The organism is Aeromicrobium sp. 636 (genome assembly GCF_024433585.1).
Lineage (GTDB): Bacteria > Actinomycetota > Actinomycetes > Propionibacteriales > Nocardioidaceae > Aeromicrobium > Aeromicrobium senzhongii.
Genome location: NZ_WNJU01000001.1, coordinates 579,022 through 597,630 on the forward strand (window position 1 = coordinate 579,022; position 18,609 = coordinate 597,630).

The following is an 18,609-nucleotide window of genomic DNA, read 5'->3' on the forward strand; positions in this document are numbered from 1 at the left end:
CCGAGCCTAGGGCCGATCCGCGGCGGCCGCTGAGGACGACGGATGACGGCACCGTTGGACCGGGACCCTCAGCTTCGCTTCGACGACAGGCATGCCCACACGCTGGTGGCGAGTCCGGTCACTTGACCTCGCCATGACGCAGGGACAGCAGTCCGAGGACGAGGGGCGCGACGATCCAGATCATCGTCGTCGAGGCGAGCATCGCCCACTCCTCAGCGGTGTTCGTGGTGCCCTCGAAGAGCACCACCTGCGTCTGGTTCCAGTCGACCCACGGCTGCAGGTCCTCGAACCACGGGCGCACCTGCGCCAGGAGGACGAGGATGCCCGACAGGACGAAGGAGACGACGAAGTAGCCCACGATCGCGGCCGCGGAGTTGCGCAGGACCACGCCGAGGGTGAAGCCGATGCCCATGCCGACGAGGTTGCCGAGCACGATCTGGGGCGCGGCGGTCAGGGAGACGTCCCAGACGGTGTCGACGCCGGCGAGTCCGGGGCCGACGAGGTTCCCGAGGGCGCCCACCGCGAAGGCGACCACCATGGAACCGACGCCCACCAGGAGGGCCGCGATCGCCTTGGCTCCGATCACGCGCCCGCGACTCGGGACCAGGGTGAAGGTCGTGAGCCCACTGCGCTGGCTCCACTCGCTCGTGACGGCCAGGATCGCGATGATCGGCAGGATCACGGACATCGGGAAGCCGATCGCCGTCCCGAAGCTCCAGTAGGTGATGTTGGCGTCGGGAGCGACGACGACGACCGCCACGGTCGAGGCGACCGCCAGGACGCCGATGCTGACGAGCAACCAGAACCCCGAGCGGGTGTCGAACATCTTGCGCAACTCGACTCGGACGAGCCGAGTGATCGGGATGGTGATCGTGGTGGTCATGCTGCGACTCCTTCGCGCTGGGTGTCGGCGGTGAGCGACAGGAACATCTCTTCGAGACCGGCGCCATCGGCCGATCGGAGCTCGGTGAGGGCGATGCCGGCGGTCAGGGCGACGGCTCCCACGCGTGCGGGGTCGGCTTCCGTGCGGACCGAACCGTCGCCGGCGAGCGTGCTGGCGATCCCGGCCTGCTCGAGGGCGTGGGCGAGATCGAGGGGCGAGGTCGAGCGGGCGAGCGTCCCGACCGCCGCGAGGAGTCCCTCCTTCGTACCGGACGCGACGATCCTGCCGTGGCCGATCACGACCAGGTCGTCGGCGATGACCTCGATCTCGTGGAGCAGGTGGGAGGACAGCAGCACGGTGCCGCCGCGGCCGGCGAAGTCCGTCAGCAGGTCGCGCATCCACCGGATCCCCGCGGGGTCGAGCCCGTTGGCGGGCTCGTCGAGGATCAGCACCCGGGGATCCCCGAGCAGTGCGGTGGCGATGCCGAGGCGTTGACGCATCCCGAGCGAGTAGTGGCGCACGCGGCGCCGGGCCTCGGTGGGCGTCAGGCTCACCAGCTCGATCATCTCGTCGACGCGGGCTCGGGGCAGCCCCATCGTGTCGGCGGCCACGGTGAGGATCTCGCGCCCGGTACGGCCGGCGTGCTGTGCCGAGGCGTCGAGGAGGACGCCGACCTCGAGCCCGGGATTGGGCAGGTCGGTGAACCGGACCCCGTCGATGGTGGCCGACCCGGACGTCGGGGCGGTCAGTCCGACCATGACGCGCATCGTGGTGGACTTGCCGGCGCCGTTCGGACCGAGGAATCCGGTCACGCGGCCGGGCTGGGCAGTGAAGGAGACGTGGTCGACGGCGGTGAAGCCGGCGTACCTCCGGGTCAGTGACTCGACAGTGATCATGGGTTCCACGCTCGCGGCAACGCGGCGGTCGCGGATCGGTCTGACGGCTCGTCCTGTCCTGACCGAAAGTACGAGGCCGGGCCCCGGGTCGCGCCTACTCCCGGATCCGGCCGGTCTCGTACCCCCACATCGCGACTTCCACCCGATTCCGGGCGCCGAGCTTGGCCATGAGGCTGCCGATGTGGGTCTTCACGGTGCTGAGGCTGATGTGCAGTTCGGCGGCGATCTCGGCGTTGGTGCTGCCGCGCGCGAGGGTGAGCAGCACCTGCTCCTCGCGTTCGGTGAGCGGGTCGATGGGCTGCGCGGGAGGTGCTGCCCGACCCGTGCGCGCGAAGGTCGACAGCAGTCGGCGGGTGATGCTCGGCGAGATGAGCGAGTCCCCTCGGGTGGCCGCCCGGATCGCCTCGCCCAGCAGTTCGGGCCCGGCGTCCTTCAGCAGGAACCCTGTGGCGCCGGCCGCCAGCGCACCGTGCACGTACTCGTCGAGGTCGAAGGTGGTGATCACGACGACCGCGACCGGGTCCACGACGCTCGGCCCGGCCAGGAGGCGGGTCGCCTCGACCCCGTCGAGCACGGGCATCCGGATGTCCATCAGGCACACGTCGGGACGCAGCTCGCGAGCCAGCCGGACCGCCTCCTGGCCGTCGCGCGCCTCCCCCACGACCTCGATGCCCTCCAGGGTGCCGAGGATCAGCCGCAGTCCGGTCCGCACGAGGTCCTGGTCATCGGCGACCAGCACCCGGATGCTCACGCCGGCACCTCCCGCGGCAAGGTGGCGCTGACGACCCAGCCACGATCGGGGCAGGGTCCGGCCTGGCAGGCGCCGCCCAGGAGCAACGCGCGTTCCACCATCCCGGTGAGCCCGAACCCCGCATCAGGCGCGGGGTCGGGTCCTCCCGGGTCACCGTCGTCGCGCACGACGAGGCTGACCGTCGTCGGCTCGCCGACGACGCGCACGTCGACCAGCGTGGCGTTCCGGGCATGCCGCAGGGCGTTGGTGACCGCCTCCTGAGCGATCCGGAAGACCGCGGCGTCGATCGCCGCCGGAAGGGCGACCAGGTCGCCCGAGACTGTGACCGCCACCCGCGGCCCGGCAGGCGAGGCACCGGACAACAGCTCGAGGTCGGCCACACCGCGTTGCGGCGCGTAGTCGACGGGCGCCTCATTGCGCAGCACGCGGACCATCGTCCGCATCTCGACCAGGGTTCTCGACGCCTCCACCTCGATCACCTCCAGCGCTTCGAGCGACGCCGACGGACTGATCGCCGCGAGGACTCGTCCAGCCTGGGCGTGGATGGCGATGGCCGAGACGTGGTGGGCCACCGTGTCGTGCAGCTCCCGCGCCAGCAGGACCCGCTCCTGCGACTTCACCTGTTCCAGCCATCGCTCGCGGGCCCCGTGCTGGGCACGGACGGCCCAGCCCAGGGCGAACGCGGAGAACAGGACGGCGACCCCGCCGATCGCCTCCGCGAACCCGGTCCAGCTGACGACGATGGCCAGGGTGGCCGGAACGGCGATGATCGCCAGCCCTGCCACGACCTCGCGCCCGGAACCCCAGCGGAACAGGGAGTAGGCCAGCAGCAGGACGAAGAGCAAGGTGTTCACGTCGAGCGCCGGCGCGCCTGCCACGAGCAAGGCGATGTCGGTCAGCGCGATCACACCGAAGACGGTCGCCACCACGGCGAGCGGATGGGTGCGTCGCCACAGCAGCAGCGGCGCCAGTGCGACCACCAGGATCACCGACAGCACCCGTAGCGGCATGTCCGTGCGCAGGACGCCCTCCAGCACCCCAGCGATCACCACGAGCGCCACCAGCGTCCAGTCGCGCCAGAGGCGCACCGGCGGGGCCGGAGGCCGGGGTTCCCCCAGGAAGGAGCGCAACAGGTTGCTCACGCCCCTCAGCGTAGAGATGGAACGCCGTCAGCGGACCGTCCGAAAGTCTGAGGTCGTATCGCTGGACGACCACGCCCGAGGTCGCCGCGCCTCACGCACGACTGAAAGAGCTGGACGCGTGGCGTGACATTTCTCGATCGTCTGGACATTTCCTTCCTGAAGGACCCCAGCCGAAGGAAGCACCACATGCCCAGTACCGACCTCGACCACCTGCTGCGCCAGACCTCACCGGAGGTGCACGTCCCCCCTGCCGCGGGTCCCGCCATGGCCGCGACCGCCAGATCGATCACGAAAGGTGAGCGTCGACCGCTGCACTCGACACACCGCGCACGTCGCGCCGTTCTCGCCGGCGAGCTCGCGGCGGTCTGCGCCGGAACGGCGTGACTGGGCACCACCGACCCGGGTTCCACGCCCGAGACCGATGTGGTGCGTGCAACGGGCCTCAGGCTGGTCGCCGAGAAGCTGGCCCCCTCGTCGCTCCCCCTGCCCGATGGAGTGAGGATGGACGACGCGACGGCGCACGTCGCCGGCCTGCTCGAGGCGAACCCCGCCCTCGAGTCGAAGGGCTCCTACGTCCTCGACCGCGGCATCGTCGGTTCCGTCGGCTCCCAACTGTCGGTTCCCGCCGAGGAGACGCGAGTCTCGGCCTCCTACGTCTTCTATGCGCGGCGCCAATGGCAGCGTGTGATGCTCGACGGTCAGGTCGATTCCGACACCGGCATGGCGGCGCTCGACCGACTCGCGGACTCCGCTGCCTTCGCCGCCGACGACATGGGCGTGCACGCGGTCGAGCACGAAGGAGTCGGAGCCGTACCCGCCGACACCGAAGCGGTGCGGCGGGACTTCGAGACCAACTGCTCGCACGGGTTCGGCGATGCGCCGGGGGCCCGCTGATGCGCAGCCGCGACCAGTTGGCCGCCAGGTTCGAAGGGGCTCGTCGAGCACTATGGCGACCGCCTGCTCGCGTACCTCCTGCGGCGAGTGCCCGCCGAGGACGCCGCAGACGTCGCCGCCGACACCCTCATGACGGTCGCGATGGTCTGGGACCACCAGCCGTCGTTGAACGGCTTGCCCGTGGCCGCATGAGTCGTCAGGCCCAGGGCATGGATCCGGGAGAATCATCCACTGGCTGTACCAAACGTCGGACAGCAGGTGATCGGACCCCTAGCCTTGGCCGGTGACCCGACCTCCGCGCGCCATCAGCGTCCCTCGCACCTCCATCGCGATCCTCGCCGCGCTCGCCGTCGCCCTCACGTGCCTCATCGCCGTCTCCGCGCCCGCCGAGGCGGCCCCGCAGCGGAAGGTCAGCCTCAAGACGTCGGCGACCACCGTCTACGTCGGCAGCAAGGTCTCGTTGTCGGGCAAGGTCACTCGCACCAAGAAGCGCATCAAGGTCCGAGTCCAGAAGCAGACCGGCAAGAAGTGGCGCACCGTCCGCACGGTGCGCACCAAGCGCACGGGCACCTACAAGCTCTCGATCACGCTCACGGCCGCGGGCCGGACGAAGTTCCGGGTCCTCGCTCCGAAGACCGGCCGACTGCGGGCCAAGGCCTCCAGGACCCGCACCATCACGGCACGTCCCAGGCCCAAGGCGACGCCGGCACCCAAGCCGCCCGCTCCCCAGCCCCGCACGACGCTGATCAGCCGGTCGCCGTCGGGCGCCGGCGCCGACGGGGGGTCAGGATTTCCGGCCGTCTCGGCGGACGGCACCTGGACCGCCTACGTGTCCGACTCCTCGAACCTGGTGACCGGGGCGACCCAGGCGGCCGGCGACGTCTACGCGACCAACAACACGACAGGCGCCACCGTCCGGGTCAGCCGTCCCCCGAGCGGGGGATACGGATCGGGCCGCTCCGAGGCGCCCTCCATCTCGGCGGACGGACGCTGGATCGCTTACCGGTCGAGAGCCATGGAGATGGCGGCAGGTGGCCGCGGTCCCGACCACTTCCAGGTGTTCCTGTGGGATCGCGAGAACCCTGACGCCACCCAGTTGATCAGCTCGAAGCAGCTGGGCTGGTCGTCGAGTCACGAGTCGGGAGTGCCCTCCATCTCCGATGACGGCAACCGCGTCGTGTGGAGCACCTCGGCCACCAACCTCGTCGATGACGACACCCAGAGCCGGTCGAACGCGTTCCTGTGGACGCGCGGTGAAGGCGTCACCCTGCTGACGCGCGCGGCGGGCGGTGGCAGCGCCGACGGGGACTCGGTCAATCCGGTGATCTCCGGCAATGGCCGGTTCGTCGCCTTCACCTCGGCGGCGACCAACCTCATGGCGACGGAGAGCTCCTCGACCCCCTCGGCCTACGTGATCGACCTGTCCGCTGCGACGACGAGCCCCATCCTGGTCTCGCGGGCCGCCACCGGTGGCCAACCCGACGGGGAGTCCGCGGCAGAGTCGCTCTCCGACGACGGTCGCTTCATCACCTTCAGCAGCAGCGCCGACGACATCTCAGCAGGTCACACGGGCGGACACCACGACGTCTTCGTGTGGGACCGGCTGGCTCCCTCCACGGCGGCCGTCCTGGTCTCCCGGCGGATGGGCGGCGGAGCGGCTGACGAACGGTCGAGGCATGGCGACATCTCGGGCGACGGACGCTACGTCTCGTACGTCAGCTGGGCCAGCGACATCGCCCCCGGCGACGAGAACGGGGCCAGCGACATCTTCCTCTGGGACCGCACCTCACCCGCCGCCACCTCGTCACTGATCAGCGCGGGCGCCGCGGGGAAGGCGGGCAACCAGCAGTCCGGCTGGTACGCCCGCACCTCCCGCAACGGCCGCCACATCGTCTACACCAGCTACGCGACCGACCTGGTCAGCGGTGACGGCAACCGACGCGAGGACGTCTTCCTCTGGGACCGCCTGCGCTGAGTCGGTGAGGTCCCGTCAGCGGAACGCCCTCGGGCTCAGCGCCACGATCTGGCCGGTGCCGAACTGGCCGAAGAAGCTGCCCAGCGACCAGGCGGTGGAGTAGAGCCTCCCACCCGTCCAGACGATGCCGGTCGGCGTCGTGATCTGCGCGTAGGTGCGCTGACCGCGCGGGCTGACCTTCACGACCTGACCCACGGTCGAGGGATCGAAGTCCGGACCCGGCTCCGATGTCGGCTGGCCCTCGAGCGCCTCGGTCACGTAGACGGTTCCGTCGGGAGCGACCGCGACACCGGTCGGCGACGTGAAGCCGCTGATGACCCGCTTGACGGTGCCTCGACGCGCGTCCAGGACGTAGACCCGACCCTGGCCGGGTGCCTCACCCGAGAGCGTCGAGACGTAGAGCGTGTTGCGAGGTCCGTACGCCAGGCCCGTCGGCACGGGGTCACAGCCCGTCGAGGCGGCGTCGTTGTTCGGCCGACCCGCGCACGCACCGGTCGTGACGACCGGCGGGACGAAGAACGTCGACACCCGTCCGCTCGCGCTGACGCGCAGCACGACGTTCGCACCGCCATCGGCCACCAGGACTCCCCCGCCCCGGGCGGCGAGCAGGCTGAACGGGTTGGACAGCGCATCGAGCGGCGCCCCGTCGGGTCCGAACTGCGTCTGGCCGTCGGGGTTGTTCCTCAGCTCGTACGCGAGCAGGTCGGCGAACTGGCTGACCCGGCCCTTCGACGCCACCAGCACCGAGGACCCGGGATACGGCGACGGCGGCCGCGGCGGAGCATCCGGAGGTCCGCCCGCCTCGGCGGTCGCGATGAGCACCTTGTTGCCGATCCGCACCGCGCCCGCCGCGGCACCTTCGCCCAGGCCGCTGACGAGCGTCCTCACGGAGCCGCGCCGGTGTCGGTTGATCGCGACCACGCGACCGGCGTCGGCCTCGGTGACGATCAGATCTCGACCCGACGACGAGACCTGATAGGGACCGGCCAAGCCGCTGGCGACGACGGTGACGGGAGCAGGCGGGCGGTGCTTGCCGTGGGCTGACGCCGAGGGAGCCAGCCCCAGGGCCACGCCGGCTGCGATGCCGATGGCGGTGATCGTTCTGAAGGTGGTGCGCATCTCGAACACTCCGGTTCCAGAGGGGTTCCCGAGACGTGGACCCCATCACCGTAGGCAGGGTCGGGCCGCGCCCGGGACCGCTCATCCGAGGGGTTCGGGCGGGTTCGTCGGACCTAGTTCCCTCAGCGACGCGGGTCGATGATGGTCATCCCCGCGAGCGTCGCCCCGTCGAAGACCGGCAGCAGCTCCGCCGCCTCGGCGAGCCCGATCGTGCGCTCGATCAGACGGTCGGGCCGCAGCGCACCGGACTCGATCAGCGCCATCATCCCCGGGTAGTCCGCCGCGGCCATGCCGTGACTGCCGAGCACGTCCAGCTCCCAGCCGATCACGCGGCCCATCGGCACGCGGGGGTCCCCGTCAAGCGCCGGCAGCAGACCCACCTGGGCCAGGCGTCCACGGCGACGCAGGCTGAGGATCGCGTCGGCGCAGGTCTGCTCGCTGCCGACCGCGTCCACGGCGACGTGGCTGCCGCCGGTGAGCTCGGTGACCGCTGCGGGGATGTCGCGCCCGTCGGCCAGGAGCGTGTGCTCGGCACCGACCTCGGCGGCGACGGCGAGTGCCTCGGCGTTCCGATCCACCGCGATCACCCGGGCACCCAGAGCGCGGGCGATCATGACCGAGCTGAGGCCCACTCCCCCGGCGCCGATCACCGTGACCCACTCACCCTCGGCGACGCGGGCCCGGCCGACGAGCGCCCGGTACGCGGTGGCGAAACGGCAGCCCAGACTGGCGGCCGTCGCGAAGTCGACCGACTCGGGGATCGCCACCAGGTTGGTGTCGGCGGCGTGGACCACGACGTACTCGGCGAACGAGCCCCAGTACGTGAAGCCCGGCTGCTCCTGGTCCGGGCACACCTGCGCGTCCCCGGCCAGGCACCACTCGCACGTGCCGCAGCCGGCCACGAACGGGACCGTGACCCGGTCGCCGACCTTCCACTGCGTGACGCCGGCACCGACCTCGCTGATCTCTCCGGCGAGCTCGTGACCCGGCACGTGCGGGAAGGCGACGCCGTCGTCGTGGCCCGCCCAGGCGTGCCAGTCGCTGCGGCACAGGCCCGTGGCGACCACCCGGACGACGACGCCACCGGCGGGAGCCACGGGCGCGGGAACGTCACGAATCTCCGGCTGGGAACGAACCGCATCGAGGACGAGAGCGCGCACGGCGACATCCTCTCAGGCGCGCGGCCCACTCAGTCCGGAACGGCGACCAGGGTCTCGAGCGAGGTGGGGGTGCGGCCACCGATCCGCTCGACGACATCGGTCACCCGAGCAAGCTTGCCGAGCCGGATCGAGGTGGTCGGGGGTGGCCGTCGTCCACGGTAATCAGCGCTCCTCGCGGCCTAGGCTGGCCGCGTGGCGGAACTCGACGGGATCTGGTGGACGGCCACGGGCGACGGGCCCGCGATCGTGGTGCCTCGGCTGAACATCGACTGGAACACGGTCGATCTCTCGGCACTGACCGACCGCTTCCGCGTGGTGACCGTGGCGCCGCGAGGGTTCGGTCCGAGCTCGCGTCCGGGTCGGTACGACATGGACGGATTCGTCGGCGACGTCGAACGGGTCGTGGACCACGTGGGCATCGACTCCTACGCCACGTTCGGCTACTCGATGAACGGGGTGATGGCGGCCCGTCTCGCACTGAACAGCCTTCGCGTCACGGCGGTGGCGTGCGGCGGCTTTCCGCTCACGGCGGACCTCTCCGGCATGGGCGAGCGGGCTCGCGCACGCAACGATGACGCTCGGCGCGACCCGGACGCATGGGCGGACGTGCTGGCCACCTACGATCCGATCGCCGCCGTGGTCTTCTGGGATGAGGTCGCCAGCCTGCCGCTGGCCGCGCTGGCGGACCTCGGCCGGCCACTGCACGCCTGGTGGGGTGCCGACGACACCCTCGTGGCGTCGCTCCTGTCCCCCGCCGAGTTCCGCCGCGACCTGGACGCGCGCCAGATTCCGTACGCGGTCGTGCCCGGGCTCGATCACGACGCGATGCTGCGGCGGCTCGACCTGGTCCTGCCCTCCATCGCCGACTGGTTCGCTGCGAGCTCGCTCAGTTGATGATCTCGTCGGTCCCCTCGGCGCGGAGCGCTGCGATACGGTCGCGCCAGTCCTGGAGACCTTCGGGAGTCAGCCGCGGCCAGTCGAGCACCTCGCGGACGACGCGCAGCGGCTCGGTGCTGCGGTAGGACCTCGTCGGGTTGCCGGGGAACTTCTTGTCGGTGACGTTCGGGTCGTTCTCGAAGTCGCCGGTCGGCTCGACCTCGTAGACGCGTGGCTCGCCGTCGCCCGCCGCCAACTCGGCCGCGAGACCCGCGCCGGCCAGCAGTGCCGAGAAGTAGATGTGGTTCATGACCACCTCGGGCCGGTAGTTCGACCGGAAGCCCGCAGTGAGGATGTCACCCACGCGCAGGTCTGCTTTCGTGCCGTGGAAGAACGGCCCTTCGTCCAGAATCTCGCTCACGGCCACAGACTAGGCGTCCTCCTCGAGAACGTCATGCACCACGAAATGCCACGCGAGCGCATGCCCGAGTGCGACCAGGACGACCAGCAGCAGCGCCTCGACCTGGATGGGCCGCAGGTCCAGGACGTCGGAGGAGGCGGGAAACACGCCCAGGAGCGCCACCAGCACGTAGACGGCGGCGGCCCCGGCACGGATCCCGGTGACGGCGGGCTTCGCATCGGTGGCGAGCAGGCGAATCGTGGCCACGCACCCGACCACGGAGATGACGATGAAGCTGATCCGCCAGACCAGCGGCTCCTCGACTCCGCCGACCTGCGCGAACAGGCCCATCAGCGCCGGGAGCAGGAAGGCCAGGTAGACCCCGCCGATCGCCCGTCGGCGCGCCGGCTCGGCGACCCACCGGGTGTCGCGCAACGTGACGCCCCACCACAGCCCCACGAGGGCGAAGCAGGTCGCGGAGAACACCGCGTAGAACGTGCTGACATCCATCGCGACCTCCTCCGGGATGGAGAGCAGGTCGTCCCGTCGGTGATGCGCGGCCTCCCTGCACGGGCCTCGAGGAAGTGTCAGTGGCGCCCACTACGTTGGGTGTATGAGCTCGAGTCAGGCAGCGGTCACCGGTGACGCGGTCCGTCGTGCCCGGGCGATCGCGGAGTTCGAGGAGTGGGACTTCGTCGCGCGGCACCACGGCCGGCGCGTCGCTGAGATCGATCGCGCCGACGACATCGTGCTGTCCAAGGAGCTCGCTCGGCGCGAGGTCACCCTGGAGTTGGCCCAGGCACTGCACGTGACCGAGCACCAGGTCTGGGCGATGGTGCGTGAAGCAGCCACGCTCCAGCGCAAGACCCCGGCGATCTGGCGCGCCTTCGCCGCCGGGGACATCGACGGCGTCCGGGTCACCGCGATCGCCGACACCGCCGACCGGCTCGTCACGCCCGAGGCGTGGGCCCAGTTGGAGCAGACCGCACCGGCCTACGCCGCCACCCACACCATCGCCGAGCTCCGGGCGTGGTTGCGCCGGCTGCGCCGCCGGCTCGAACCCGACGTCGCCGATGCCGAGACCGCCCGCGCTGTCGAGGACCGGCGCGTCACCATCACCCACAACGACGACGGCACCAGCTGGCTCAACGCCCTGCTGCCCACCGGGGTCGCGATCGTCATCGCCGACCGGCTGCGTCGTACCGCCCGGGCCCTGCCCGTCATCGACCCCGAGACCGGCGAGAAGGACCACCGCACCCGCGAGCAGAAGCAGGCCGACGTCCTCGCCCACTGGCTCACGTCCAGTACCGGAACCTCGACCGACATCCGTGCCGAGATCGCCATCAGCATCGCCGCCACCGACCTGCTCGGGCACACCAACGGCCCCGGCGTCACCCTCGACGGCGAACCTGTCCCGGCCGACTGGGTCCGCGAGCTGGCCGCGAGTGAGCACGCCGTCCTCCGGCGGCTGGTCCTCGACCCCGTCGGCCACGTCCTGGACACGGAGGTCCTCACCTATCGACCACCCGAGTCCCTCCGACAAGCACTCCGCTGGAGAGACGGCAGCTGTCGCGTCGCCGGATGTCGAGCCCCGGTCCACGACACCGACCTCGACCACCACATCCCCTACGGCCACGGCGGCAGAACCACCGGAGCCAATCTGCGGTGCCTGTGCCGCAAGCACCACAACATGAAGTCCCACGGTCACCTGGACGACCGGCACCTCGACGCGCCTGCGCGCTGGACCGAGTGAGTCAACGCTGGTCGGCGACGACCGCGCTGGCCTAGCCTGACGGGATGGAGCGGTCATGGCCGCTCACCGGGCGGGACGACCAGGCGCACAAGGTGGCGGCCGCGTTGCGACCCGGTGGCGCGGGGATCGTCGTGGCGGGCCCGGCTGGCGTCGGGAAGACCCGGCTCGTGCGCGAGGCCCTCGGCACTCACGCCCGCGACGCCGTGTGGGCGCACGCGAGCCGTGCGACTCGGTCGGTTCCGCTGGGTGTGTTCGCCGGCATCGTCGACGCGCCCGACAGTCCCCCGGCCGGCGCGGTCGCGCAGGTCCTGGCCGAGATCGTGCGATGCCGCCCTTCCGTCCTGGTCGTCGACGACGCCCACCTGCTCGACGACCATTCGGCGATCGTCGTGCACCGCATCACGATGCGCCGACTCGCTCCGGTCGTCGCGACCGTCCGGTCATCCGAGCCGGCACCCGATCCCGTCACGGCACTGTGGAAGGACGACCACCTGCCGCGCATCGACCTCGAGCCGCTCGATCCCGGTGAGACCGGCACGCTCCTCGCCCGCGTGCTCGGCGGACCGGTCGAGCTGGCATCGGCGCAACGACTGTGGAGCCTCACGCGGGGCAGTCCGCTCTTCATGCGCCACCTCCTGGAGGGCGAGGTCGCGGCGGGCCGCTTCAACGCCGAGTCAGGGCTGTGGCGGTGGATGAGTGAGCCGACGATCACCCCCGAGCTGGCCGACCTGTTGGGGCTCGAGATCGGTGCGCTCAAGCTCGGGGTCCGGGACGTCCTCGACGTGGTGACCCTCGCCGAGCCGGTCGACCTCGCCACGCTGGCCGCACTGACCTCCACCGAGGACGTGGAGCAGGCCGAGCAGCGCCGGCTGATCCGGGTCGACACCTCGGTCGCGCGGCTCGCCCACCCCCTCTACGGCGAAGTGCGCCGCTCGGCGATGGGCACCGTGCGCGCTCGCCGACTGCGGGGACTCGTCGCGCGGACGCTGCCCGTCGAGCCCGACCCGATCCCCCGCGCCGTGCTGACCGTCGACTCCGATCTCCCTCCGGACCCCGTGCTCTTCCTCGACGCCGCCCAGCGTGCGACCTCCCTGTACGACCTTCCCCTCGCCGAACGCCTGGCCCGGGCCGCCGCCGCGGACGGTGACCCCGTCGCGCGCCTGACCCTTGCCGCGACGCTGTCCTGGCTCAGCCGTGGCATCGAGGCCGAGCACGCGCTGGTCGCTCTGGTGCGCGACTCGCCGGATCCGGTGATGCGGGCGATGGCTCACCTCCATCGCGCCGGCAACCTCCTGTGGACGCTCGGCCGCGCGCAGGACGCCCGGCGAGCCGTCGAGGAGGCGCGTGCCTCCGGCGCCCTGCCGCTCCACGTCGAGGCCATGTCGCTGGCCCTGGATGTCGCCGGCGGGGACGTGCGCGGGGTCCTCGAGAAGGGCCCGGAGGTGCTGCGTGCCGACCTGCCCGATGACCTGGCGCGCATCCTCGTCGCCTCGGCGGTGACGGGCGCCGCAGCGGTGACCGGCGCATCCGACCTGCTCGCCGAGGCCGCCGCCGTCGGCGGTCTCACGGCCGAGACCGTGCCGGCCGTGATTCCCGGCTTCGGTCTTGTGGACCTGCACGTGCTGGGCCACCGACTCGCCGGGACGCCGTCGCTCGCGAGCGACCCGGCGCACCGGATGCACGCGAGCGCCGCCGACCTCCCCGCCCCGGCACGACTCATGGGACTGGTCGTCGCGGGTCATGCCGCTCTGGCGCGCGGCGAGGTCCGCGAGGCGCGTGGGCTGCTGCAGGAGGCGTGGGCCGGTCTCGCCACGTCCGGCCACGAGTTCCGGTACCGCTGCCGGACGCTCCTGGCGACCGCGCACGCGCTGGCCGGTGACGCGACGGCGGCCGCCGCGCTCGCCCCGGAGCTCACCGACTCGCACCCCGCTTACGTGTTGCTGGCCCCCGACGACGTGCTCGCCCACGCCTGGAGCGCAGCAGCAGCAGGATCCGTGACGCAGGCTCGCCGCCATGCGCTGGACGCGGCACTGCTCTCGCGTGAGATGGGTGCCGAGGCCTACGAGGTCGTGGCGTGGCAGACCGTCGTCCAGCTCGGGGACCCGGCCGCGGCCATCGCCCGACTCGCGGAACTCGAGCGTGTGGGACCACGCGCCGTCGTCGCCCTCGCGCACGCTCGCGCGCTGACGGACGCGGAGGCCGAGACTCTGCTCCGCGTCAGCGGGGACTGGGCGCGCCTCGGTGACCTCGTGCCCGCCGGCGACGCCGCCGCCCAGGCCGCCGATCTGCATCGTGGGGCCGGCCGGCACGGGTCGGCGATGTCGGCGACAGCGCACGCGCGCGATCTCGCGGCCAGGTCGGGTGTGCGAACCCCGGCGCTCACGTCCGCGCTCCGGCCACTGCCCCTCACAGCGCGCGAGCGCGAGATCGTCACTCTCGCCGCCCGCGGGCTGAGCAACCGCGAGGTCGCCGAACGGCTCACGCTCTCGGTGCGCACCGTCGAGGGACACCTCTACCGGGCCGGAGCGAAGCTGGGCGTCTCCGACCGTGCCGTCTTCGCCGACGTGCTCGGACTCGAGTAGTCCGCTACTCGCTCGGTCACCGCTGACTCGCCTGACGCTGGCGGGACACGAGTGAGGAGGACCCATGACCGCCATCCACGTCCGACCCGACGAGGGCCAGCACCACCCCATGATCGACGGCGACCACATCGCGAAGGCAGGGGCGTGACGATGTCCACCACGTCCACGTGGTCGCCGCAGATGCCGGAGGCCGCAGGCTTCGAGCACCTCGTGGTCGAGACGCCGGGGCTGCGCTCACACGTCGCGGCCCTCGGGGAGGGAGAGCCCGTCCTGATGCTGCACGGCTTCCCCGAGCACTGGTGGCAGTGGTCGCAGGTCGCGCCGGCCGTCGCCGCGAGCGGCCACCGCGTCTACTGCCCCGACCTGCGCGGGTCGGGCTGGAGCGTCGCGGACGACCCTCGCATCGAGCGGGAGACGCGCCTGCACGACGTGCTCGCACTGATGGACGAGCTCGGCATCGACCGTGCCCACGTCGTCTCGCATGACCTCGGCACGGTCACGGCCTGGCAGCTGGTCTACGACCACCCCGACCGCGTCCGCACCTCGGTCCAGCTCTCCGTACCGCCGCCGTATCTGCGGTTCGATCCACGCGTCGCCCCGGGCTTCCGGCACCTGCCGTCGTTCATCTGGCACCGCCCCGGCGCCTCGATGGCGCCGATCTTCTCCCCGGCGTACCTCGCGCACCCGCTGTCGCCGGAGGTCATGGCGGCGCATCTGGCACCCATGTCGATCCCCGAGGTCGACGCCGCGGTCCGTCCACTGGCGCGCCGGTTCCTGCTGCCCGAGGCGTTCCGGATGATGCGTGGCGTCTACCGGCGCCGCCGCCTGACCGTCCCGACACTCGTGGTCTTCGGCCGCCGGGACTGGCCCTGGACCGAGAAGATCCTGACCAGGGCCTGCGCCGACCCCGACGGGCGGTTCGCTGATCGGGTGGAGTTCGCCTACGTCGACGACGCGGCCCACTTCATCACCGATGACGCGCCCGACGAGGTCGCCGGCCTCATCGTCGAGTGGCTGCAGCGCGCGGACTGACGCTGGACACCCGCAGGGTGCGGGCGAGCGTCGGGATCACCACCGCCGCGGCGGCAAGGTGCAACACGACGAGCACGAGGGAGGTCTCGGCGCTCGCCCCCACGACGAACGGCGGAACGAGGGACGCCACCGCCAGCGGGACGGTGATCGCCACGAAGCGCTGCGCGGGACGATCGCTCCACCGTCCGGCGGCCAGCGCGACGCCCACCCCGATCAGGGAGAAGAACGACGTCACAGTCGCGAACGCGCCGGTGGGGATCGCGTCGCCGCCGGCGGGAATCTCGAACTCGACACCGGCCCTCTTCGACACGGCTCCGAGCGTCGTCGTGACCACCGCGGCGGCGACCGTCGCGAGGACACCCATGACCGCCACGCGACCCAGGCGGGGACGGCCCGCGGTCAGGGCGCTCATGCGTCCGCCTCCAGCCGGTCGGGCAGACCCAGCTGCGGGAACCGGTCGCCGTGGAAGATGAAGATCTCGGTGATCTCCCCGCCCTCGATCCGCAGGGCGTCCAGCGTCAGCGGCAGGTAGGCCTGCTCCTCGTCCTGCCAGATGTACGCGGCCAGGGCGGGCTGTCGGTTCACCGCGGTCGGCAGGACCCGCAGTCCCGTCATGGTCTCGAAACCGTCCTGCACCCAGTCGGCGACCACCGTGTCGCGGCCGACGTGCAGACCCGGCGTGGGCGGCATGGAGAAGCGGACGTCGTCGCTGAGCATCGCGGCGAGCGCGTCGATGTCGGCGGCGATGCTCGCCTCGGTGTAGCGCCGCACCAGCTCACGGGTGGCGACGTCCTCCTCGCCTCCCGTCCAGTCCTGTCGCTCGGCCGGCAGGTGCTCGCGCATCGCCGCCCGCCCACGCTGCAGCGCACTGTTGACCGAGTTCACCGAGTCCCCCAGCAGCTCGGCCACCTGCTTCGCGGGCCAGCCGATCACGTCGCGCAGGATCAGCGCCGCCCGCGGCCGGGGCGCGAGGTGCTGCAACGCGACGACGTATGCCAGCTCGATGGTCTCGCGCGCGAGCGCCGCCGCCTCGGGTCCGTTCTCGTCGGCGCGGAGCTCGTCCAACAGCGCGTCGGGGTACGGCTGGAGCCACACCACCTCACCGCCGGTCGCCGGGTCGGGACGTCGCTTCGCCAGCAGGTCCAGGCAGGTGTTCGTCGCGATCTTGTAGAGCCACGCCCGGAACGTCGAACGCCCCTCGAAGGTCTCGCGCCGCCGCCACGCCCGCAGGAACGTCTCCTGCACCGCGTCCTCGGCATCCTCGAACGAGCCGAGCATCCGGTAGCAGTGCACGTGCAGCTCGCGCCGGTGCGGCTCCGTCATCGCCGAGAACGTCGGCTCGTCGACCTCGGTCATGTCGCCCCGCTCCCCCACTCGTGTGTTCACACTCATGGTCATCCTCTTCCGTCGGTTCGTGTCCTGTCACACGTATGACGGTCGGGAGCTCAGGAACTCATCACTCGAGGCTCAGTGGTCGCGCAGGACCTTCAGCGTCTCCTCGTACATGCGGGCCTTGATCGTGCCGAGCGTCTCGCCGGCCTTGCCGGCGTTCGCCGTGGCGATCTCGAGTGCCGTCGGCAGGACCGCGTCCTCGGAGACCGCCCGGTCGACGATCGCGAGGTCACGCGCATCGGCACCGCCGTAGCGGCGACCCGTCGTCATGGACTCGTGGGCGACCTGCGGGGCGAGGCGCGACGTGATGAGCGCGTTCATTCCCGGCGTGAACGGGATGTGGATGTCGACCTCGGGCAGGCACCAGAAGCCGCGGTCGTCGCGCATCACCCGGAAGTCGTGGGCCAGCGTCAGCATCGCGCCGGCGGCGAACGCGTGACCCTGGACGGCGGCGACGGTGATCAGGGGCAGGGCCAGCACCCGCGCGAACAGGCCCTCCACGGCCGCGACGTACTCGCCCATCTGCTCGGCATGGCTGCCCAGCCACTCGAGGTCGAGGCCGTTGGAGAAGAACTTGCCGGTCGCCGTGGTGACGAGCGCCTTGGCGCCGTCGGCCTGCTCGATCTTGTCGAGGGCGGCATCGACCGCGGCGATCCAGTCGGGGTGGAAGCGGTTCTCTCCGTCACCGAGGTTCAGGACGAAGACGTCGTCACGGCGGTCGAGGTGGGGGGCGGCTTGGCTCACATCGGGTCCTTCGGTCGGCGGCGCGATCACCCACGAGTGTGCCGCAGCCCTGCGCGGTTCGGCCTACCGGGCGTGGACGATCCGCACCCGCGTCGTCTCGAACCCGGCGCGCCCGAAGGCGGCGGCCATCGGAGCGTTCGCGGCGTCGGTCGTTCCCACGATGCGCTGCTCCCCGTCGTCGTGGTGCAGGTGGACCATCTGCGCCAGCAGCTCGTCCACGAACCCGCGCCCGCGGTGCTCCGGCAGGACACCGAGGTAGCTGATGCTGGCGTCGTAGGCCGTCCTGGTCGCGATCGTGAAGCCGACCGTCGTGCCATCGGCGAGAGTCGCGATCCGCCAGGCGTCGCGGCTGCCCGGCAGGGAGAGGTAGAACTGCAGATCGTCGTCGGCCAGCGCATCGACGCCCTGCTCCGCCACCATCGCGAGGGTGTGGGCATCGAGGCTGCCCGGCGCGACCGCCGCGAACAGGGTTCGGAACTCGTCGTCGGTCCCGGGCCGGAAGCCGAGCCGCCGAGGCCGCGGCGGACGCGGCGTCGAGTCGGTCCGGGCGAAGCTGAGTCGCTCTGTCGAGCGGGTGAACCCGCCCGCGTGCGCGGCCCGTGAACGCCACTCGACGGCCTCGACCGCGGCCGGGTTCTGCGTCCACCAGACGTCGACGTCGACGTTGAACTCCAACTCCGGGCCGGCCCCGAAGTCGGCGATCCCGGCACGGATCAGCGCGGCGCCTACCCGGTCGGGATGGGGCTCGGACTCCGCGACGAGGAGGCAGTCGAGAGTCACCGGGCGCTCGGCATTCTCGCTCCCCCACCACAGGGCGCGGCCGACCGGGCGGTCACCGCGCTCAGCGATCCACGACCACTCGTACCGGTAGTTCCGTGTCCCCAGCTCGGCTGAGAGACGGGCTCGGTCGACCCACTCCACCGGTTCCCTGCTCGACCACGCTTCGAGCGTGGGCTGGTCATCGTGCCGGGCCGGCCGGACCGTGAGAGCGCTGACGTCGTCGGTCACCG

Annotated in this window: 19 protein-coding genes; 7 read left to right on the forward strand and 12 right to left on the reverse strand. The window is 71.5% G+C overall.

The features are described from left to right. Positions 1-118 precede the first annotated feature (118 nt). The 4 genes from GL325_RS02810 to GL325_RS02825 form a co-directional block, all read right to left on the reverse strand. Entirely contained in the window at positions 119-883 is a 765-nt protein-coding gene (locus GL325_RS02810; protein ID WP_187768533.1) for an ABC transporter permease, read from the reverse strand. Further along, positions 880-1,779, reverse strand: coding sequence for an ABC transporter ATP-binding protein (locus GL325_RS02815; RefSeq protein WP_187768534.1), 900 nt, complete (start codon positions 1,777-1,779; stop codon positions 880-882). The genes GL325_RS02810 and GL325_RS02815 overlap by 4 nt, the downstream gene beginning before the upstream one ends. 94 nt (positions 1,780-1,873) lie before the next feature. Next, entirely contained in the window at positions 1,874-2,530 is a 657-nt protein-coding gene (locus GL325_RS02820) for a response regulator transcription factor (protein ID WP_187411888.1), read from the reverse strand. After that, complete coding sequence (locus GL325_RS02825) at positions 2,527-3,672, reverse strand: histidine kinase (protein WP_187768535.1); 1,146 nt, start codon at positions 3,670-3,672, stop codon at positions 2,527-2,529. Before GL325_RS02825 ends, GL325_RS02820 begins: the two co-directional genes overlap by 4 nt. A gap of 186 nt (positions 3,673-3,858) precedes the next feature. Between GL325_RS02825 and GL325_RS02830 the strand changes: the two genes are divergently transcribed. The 3 genes from GL325_RS02830 to GL325_RS02840 all read left to right on the forward strand — a co-directional run bounded on the left by GL325_RS02830 (position 3,859) and on the right by GL325_RS02840 (position 6,541). After that, positions 3,859-4,056: a hypothetical protein gene (locus tag GL325_RS02830; RefSeq protein ID WP_187768536.1), complete on the forward strand. Its 198-nt coding sequence runs from the start codon at positions 3,859-3,861 to the stop codon at positions 4,054-4,056. Positions 4,057-4,173: 117 nt separating this feature from the next. Next, the gene (locus tag GL325_RS02835) at positions 4,174-4,566 is read left to right on the forward strand and encodes a hypothetical protein (RefSeq protein WP_187768537.1); all 393 of its coding nucleotides are present in this window, start codon (positions 4,174-4,176) and stop codon (positions 4,564-4,566) included. Positions 4,567-4,849: 283 nt separating this feature from the next. Beyond that, positions 4,850-6,541: a PD40 domain-containing protein gene (locus GL325_RS02840; RefSeq protein WP_187768538.1), complete on the forward strand. Its 1,692-nt coding sequence runs from the start codon at positions 4,850-4,852 to the stop codon at positions 6,539-6,541. Positions 6,542-6,556: 15 nt separating this feature from the next. Here GL325_RS02840 and GL325_RS02845 read toward each other — a convergent pair whose 3' ends face one another. Next, a complete protein-coding gene (locus GL325_RS02845) occupies positions 6,557-7,660 on the reverse strand; it encodes a ScyD/ScyE family protein (RefSeq protein WP_187768539.1) in 1,104 nt (367 codons plus the stop codon). 122 nt (positions 7,661-7,782) lie between these two features. Beyond that, positions 7,783-8,820 (reverse strand): alcohol dehydrogenase catalytic domain-containing protein, encoded by a 1,038-nt coding sequence (locus GL325_RS15890; RefSeq protein WP_187768540.1) that lies wholly within the window; start codon positions 8,818-8,820, stop codon positions 7,783-7,785. Positions 8,821-9,012: 192 nt separating this feature from the next. On the opposite strand from GL325_RS15890, the gene GL325_RS02855 reads away from it, so the two are divergent. Then, positions 9,013-9,714 carry an alpha/beta hydrolase gene (locus GL325_RS02855; RefSeq protein WP_187768541.1) on the forward strand — a complete coding sequence of 234 codons (702 nt, stop codon included), beginning with the start codon at positions 9,013-9,015 and terminating at the stop codon, positions 9,712-9,714. On the opposite strand, the gene arr is transcribed toward GL325_RS02855, so the two are convergent. After that, complete coding sequence (gene arr / locus GL325_RS02860; RefSeq protein WP_187411885.1) at positions 9,707-10,117, reverse strand: NAD(+)--rifampin ADP-ribosyltransferase; 411 nt, start codon at positions 10,115-10,117, stop codon at positions 9,707-9,709. The genes GL325_RS02855 and arr overlap by 8 nt on opposite strands. 9 nt (positions 10,118-10,126) lie before the next feature. Further along, the gene (locus tag GL325_RS02865) at positions 10,127-10,606 is read right to left on the reverse strand and encodes a hypothetical protein (protein WP_187768542.1); all 480 of its coding nucleotides are present in this window, start codon (positions 10,604-10,606) and stop codon (positions 10,127-10,129) included. Positions 10,607-10,709: 103 nt separating this feature from the next. On the opposite strand from GL325_RS02865, the gene GL325_RS02870 reads away from it, so the two are divergent. The 3 genes from GL325_RS02870 (at position 10,710) to GL325_RS02880 (ending at position 15,463) form a co-directional block, all read left to right on the forward strand. Continuing rightward, positions 10,710-11,849, forward strand: coding sequence for an HNH endonuclease signature motif containing protein (locus tag GL325_RS02870; RefSeq protein ID WP_187768543.1), 1,140 nt, complete (start codon positions 10,710-10,712; stop codon positions 11,847-11,849). A 44-nt stretch (positions 11,850-11,893) separates the two neighbouring features. Then, the gene (locus GL325_RS02875) at positions 11,894-14,431 is read left to right on the forward strand and encodes a LuxR family transcriptional regulator (protein ID WP_187768544.1); all 2,538 of its coding nucleotides are present in this window, start codon (positions 11,894-11,896) and stop codon (positions 14,429-14,431) included. A 150-nt stretch (positions 14,432-14,581) separates the two neighbouring features. Continuing rightward, positions 14,582-15,463 carry an alpha/beta fold hydrolase gene (locus GL325_RS02880; RefSeq protein WP_187768545.1) on the forward strand — a complete coding sequence of 294 codons (882 nt, stop codon included), beginning with the start codon at positions 14,582-14,584 and terminating at the stop codon, positions 15,461-15,463. On the opposite strand, the gene GL325_RS02885 is transcribed toward GL325_RS02880, so the two are convergent. From GL325_RS02885 to GL325_RS15895, 4 genes are all read right to left on the reverse strand, one after another. After that, positions 15,432-15,875: a DUF6069 family protein gene (locus GL325_RS02885; RefSeq protein WP_187768546.1), complete on the reverse strand. Its 444-nt coding sequence runs from the start codon at positions 15,873-15,875 to the stop codon at positions 15,432-15,434. The genes GL325_RS02880 and GL325_RS02885 overlap by 32 nt on opposite strands. Continuing rightward, positions 15,872-16,861: an RNA polymerase subunit sigma-70 gene (locus GL325_RS02890; protein ID WP_308209232.1), complete on the reverse strand. Its 990-nt coding sequence runs from the start codon at positions 16,859-16,861 to the stop codon at positions 15,872-15,874. Before GL325_RS02890 ends, GL325_RS02885 begins: the two co-directional genes overlap by 4 nt. A gap of 69 nt (positions 16,862-16,930) precedes the next feature. Then, on the reverse strand, positions 16,931-17,599 hold the full coding sequence (locus GL325_RS02895) for an enoyl-CoA hydratase-related protein (protein WP_187768548.1): 669 nt from the start codon (positions 17,597-17,599) through the stop codon (positions 16,931-16,933). Between the two features lie 63 nt (positions 17,600-17,662). Next, positions 17,663-18,607: a GNAT family N-acetyltransferase gene (locus GL325_RS15895; RefSeq protein WP_187768549.1), complete on the reverse strand. Its 945-nt coding sequence runs from the start codon at positions 18,605-18,607 to the stop codon at positions 17,663-17,665. Positions 18,608-18,609 lie beyond the last annotated feature (2 nt).

Coding starts and splice junctions, on each gene's coding strand:
- GL325_RS02810 (WP_187768533.1), bottom strand. CDS start 883: ATGACCACCACGATCACCATCCCGATCACTCGGCTCGTCCGAGTCGAG.
- GL325_RS02815 (WP_187768534.1), bottom strand. CDS start 1,779: ATGATCACTGTCGAGTCACTGACCCGGAGGTACGCCGGCTTCACCGCC.
- GL325_RS02830 (WP_187768536.1), top strand. CDS start 3,859: ATGCCCAGTACCGACCTCGACCACCTGCTGCGCCAGACCTCACCGGAG.
- GL325_RS02835 (WP_187768537.1), top strand. CDS start 4,174: ATGGACGACGCGACGGCGCACGTCGCCGGCCTGCTCGAGGCGAACCCC.
- GL325_RS02845 (WP_187768539.1), bottom strand. CDS start 7,660: ATGCGCACCACCTTCAGAACGATCACCGCCATCGGCATCGCAGCCGGC.
- GL325_RS02865 (WP_187768542.1), bottom strand. CDS start 10,606: ATGGATGTCAGCACGTTCTACGCGGTGTTCTCCGCGACCTGCTTCGCC.
- GL325_RS02870 (WP_187768543.1), top strand. CDS start 10,710: ATGAGCTCGAGTCAGGCAGCGGTCACCGGTGACGCGGTCCGTCGTGCC.
- GL325_RS02875 (WP_187768544.1), top strand. CDS start 11,894: ATGGAGCGGTCATGGCCGCTCACCGGGCGGGACGACCAGGCGCACAAG.
- GL325_RS02880 (WP_187768545.1), top strand. CDS start 14,582: ATGTCCACCACGTCCACGTGGTCGCCGCAGATGCCGGAGGCCGCAGGC.
- GL325_RS02885 (WP_187768546.1), bottom strand. CDS start 15,875: ATGAGCGCCCTGACCGCGGGCCGTCCCCGCCTGGGTCGCGTGGCGGTC.
- GL325_RS02890 (WP_308209232.1), bottom strand. CDS start 16,861: ATGACCATGAGTGTGAACACACGAGTGGGGGAGCGGGGCGACATGACC.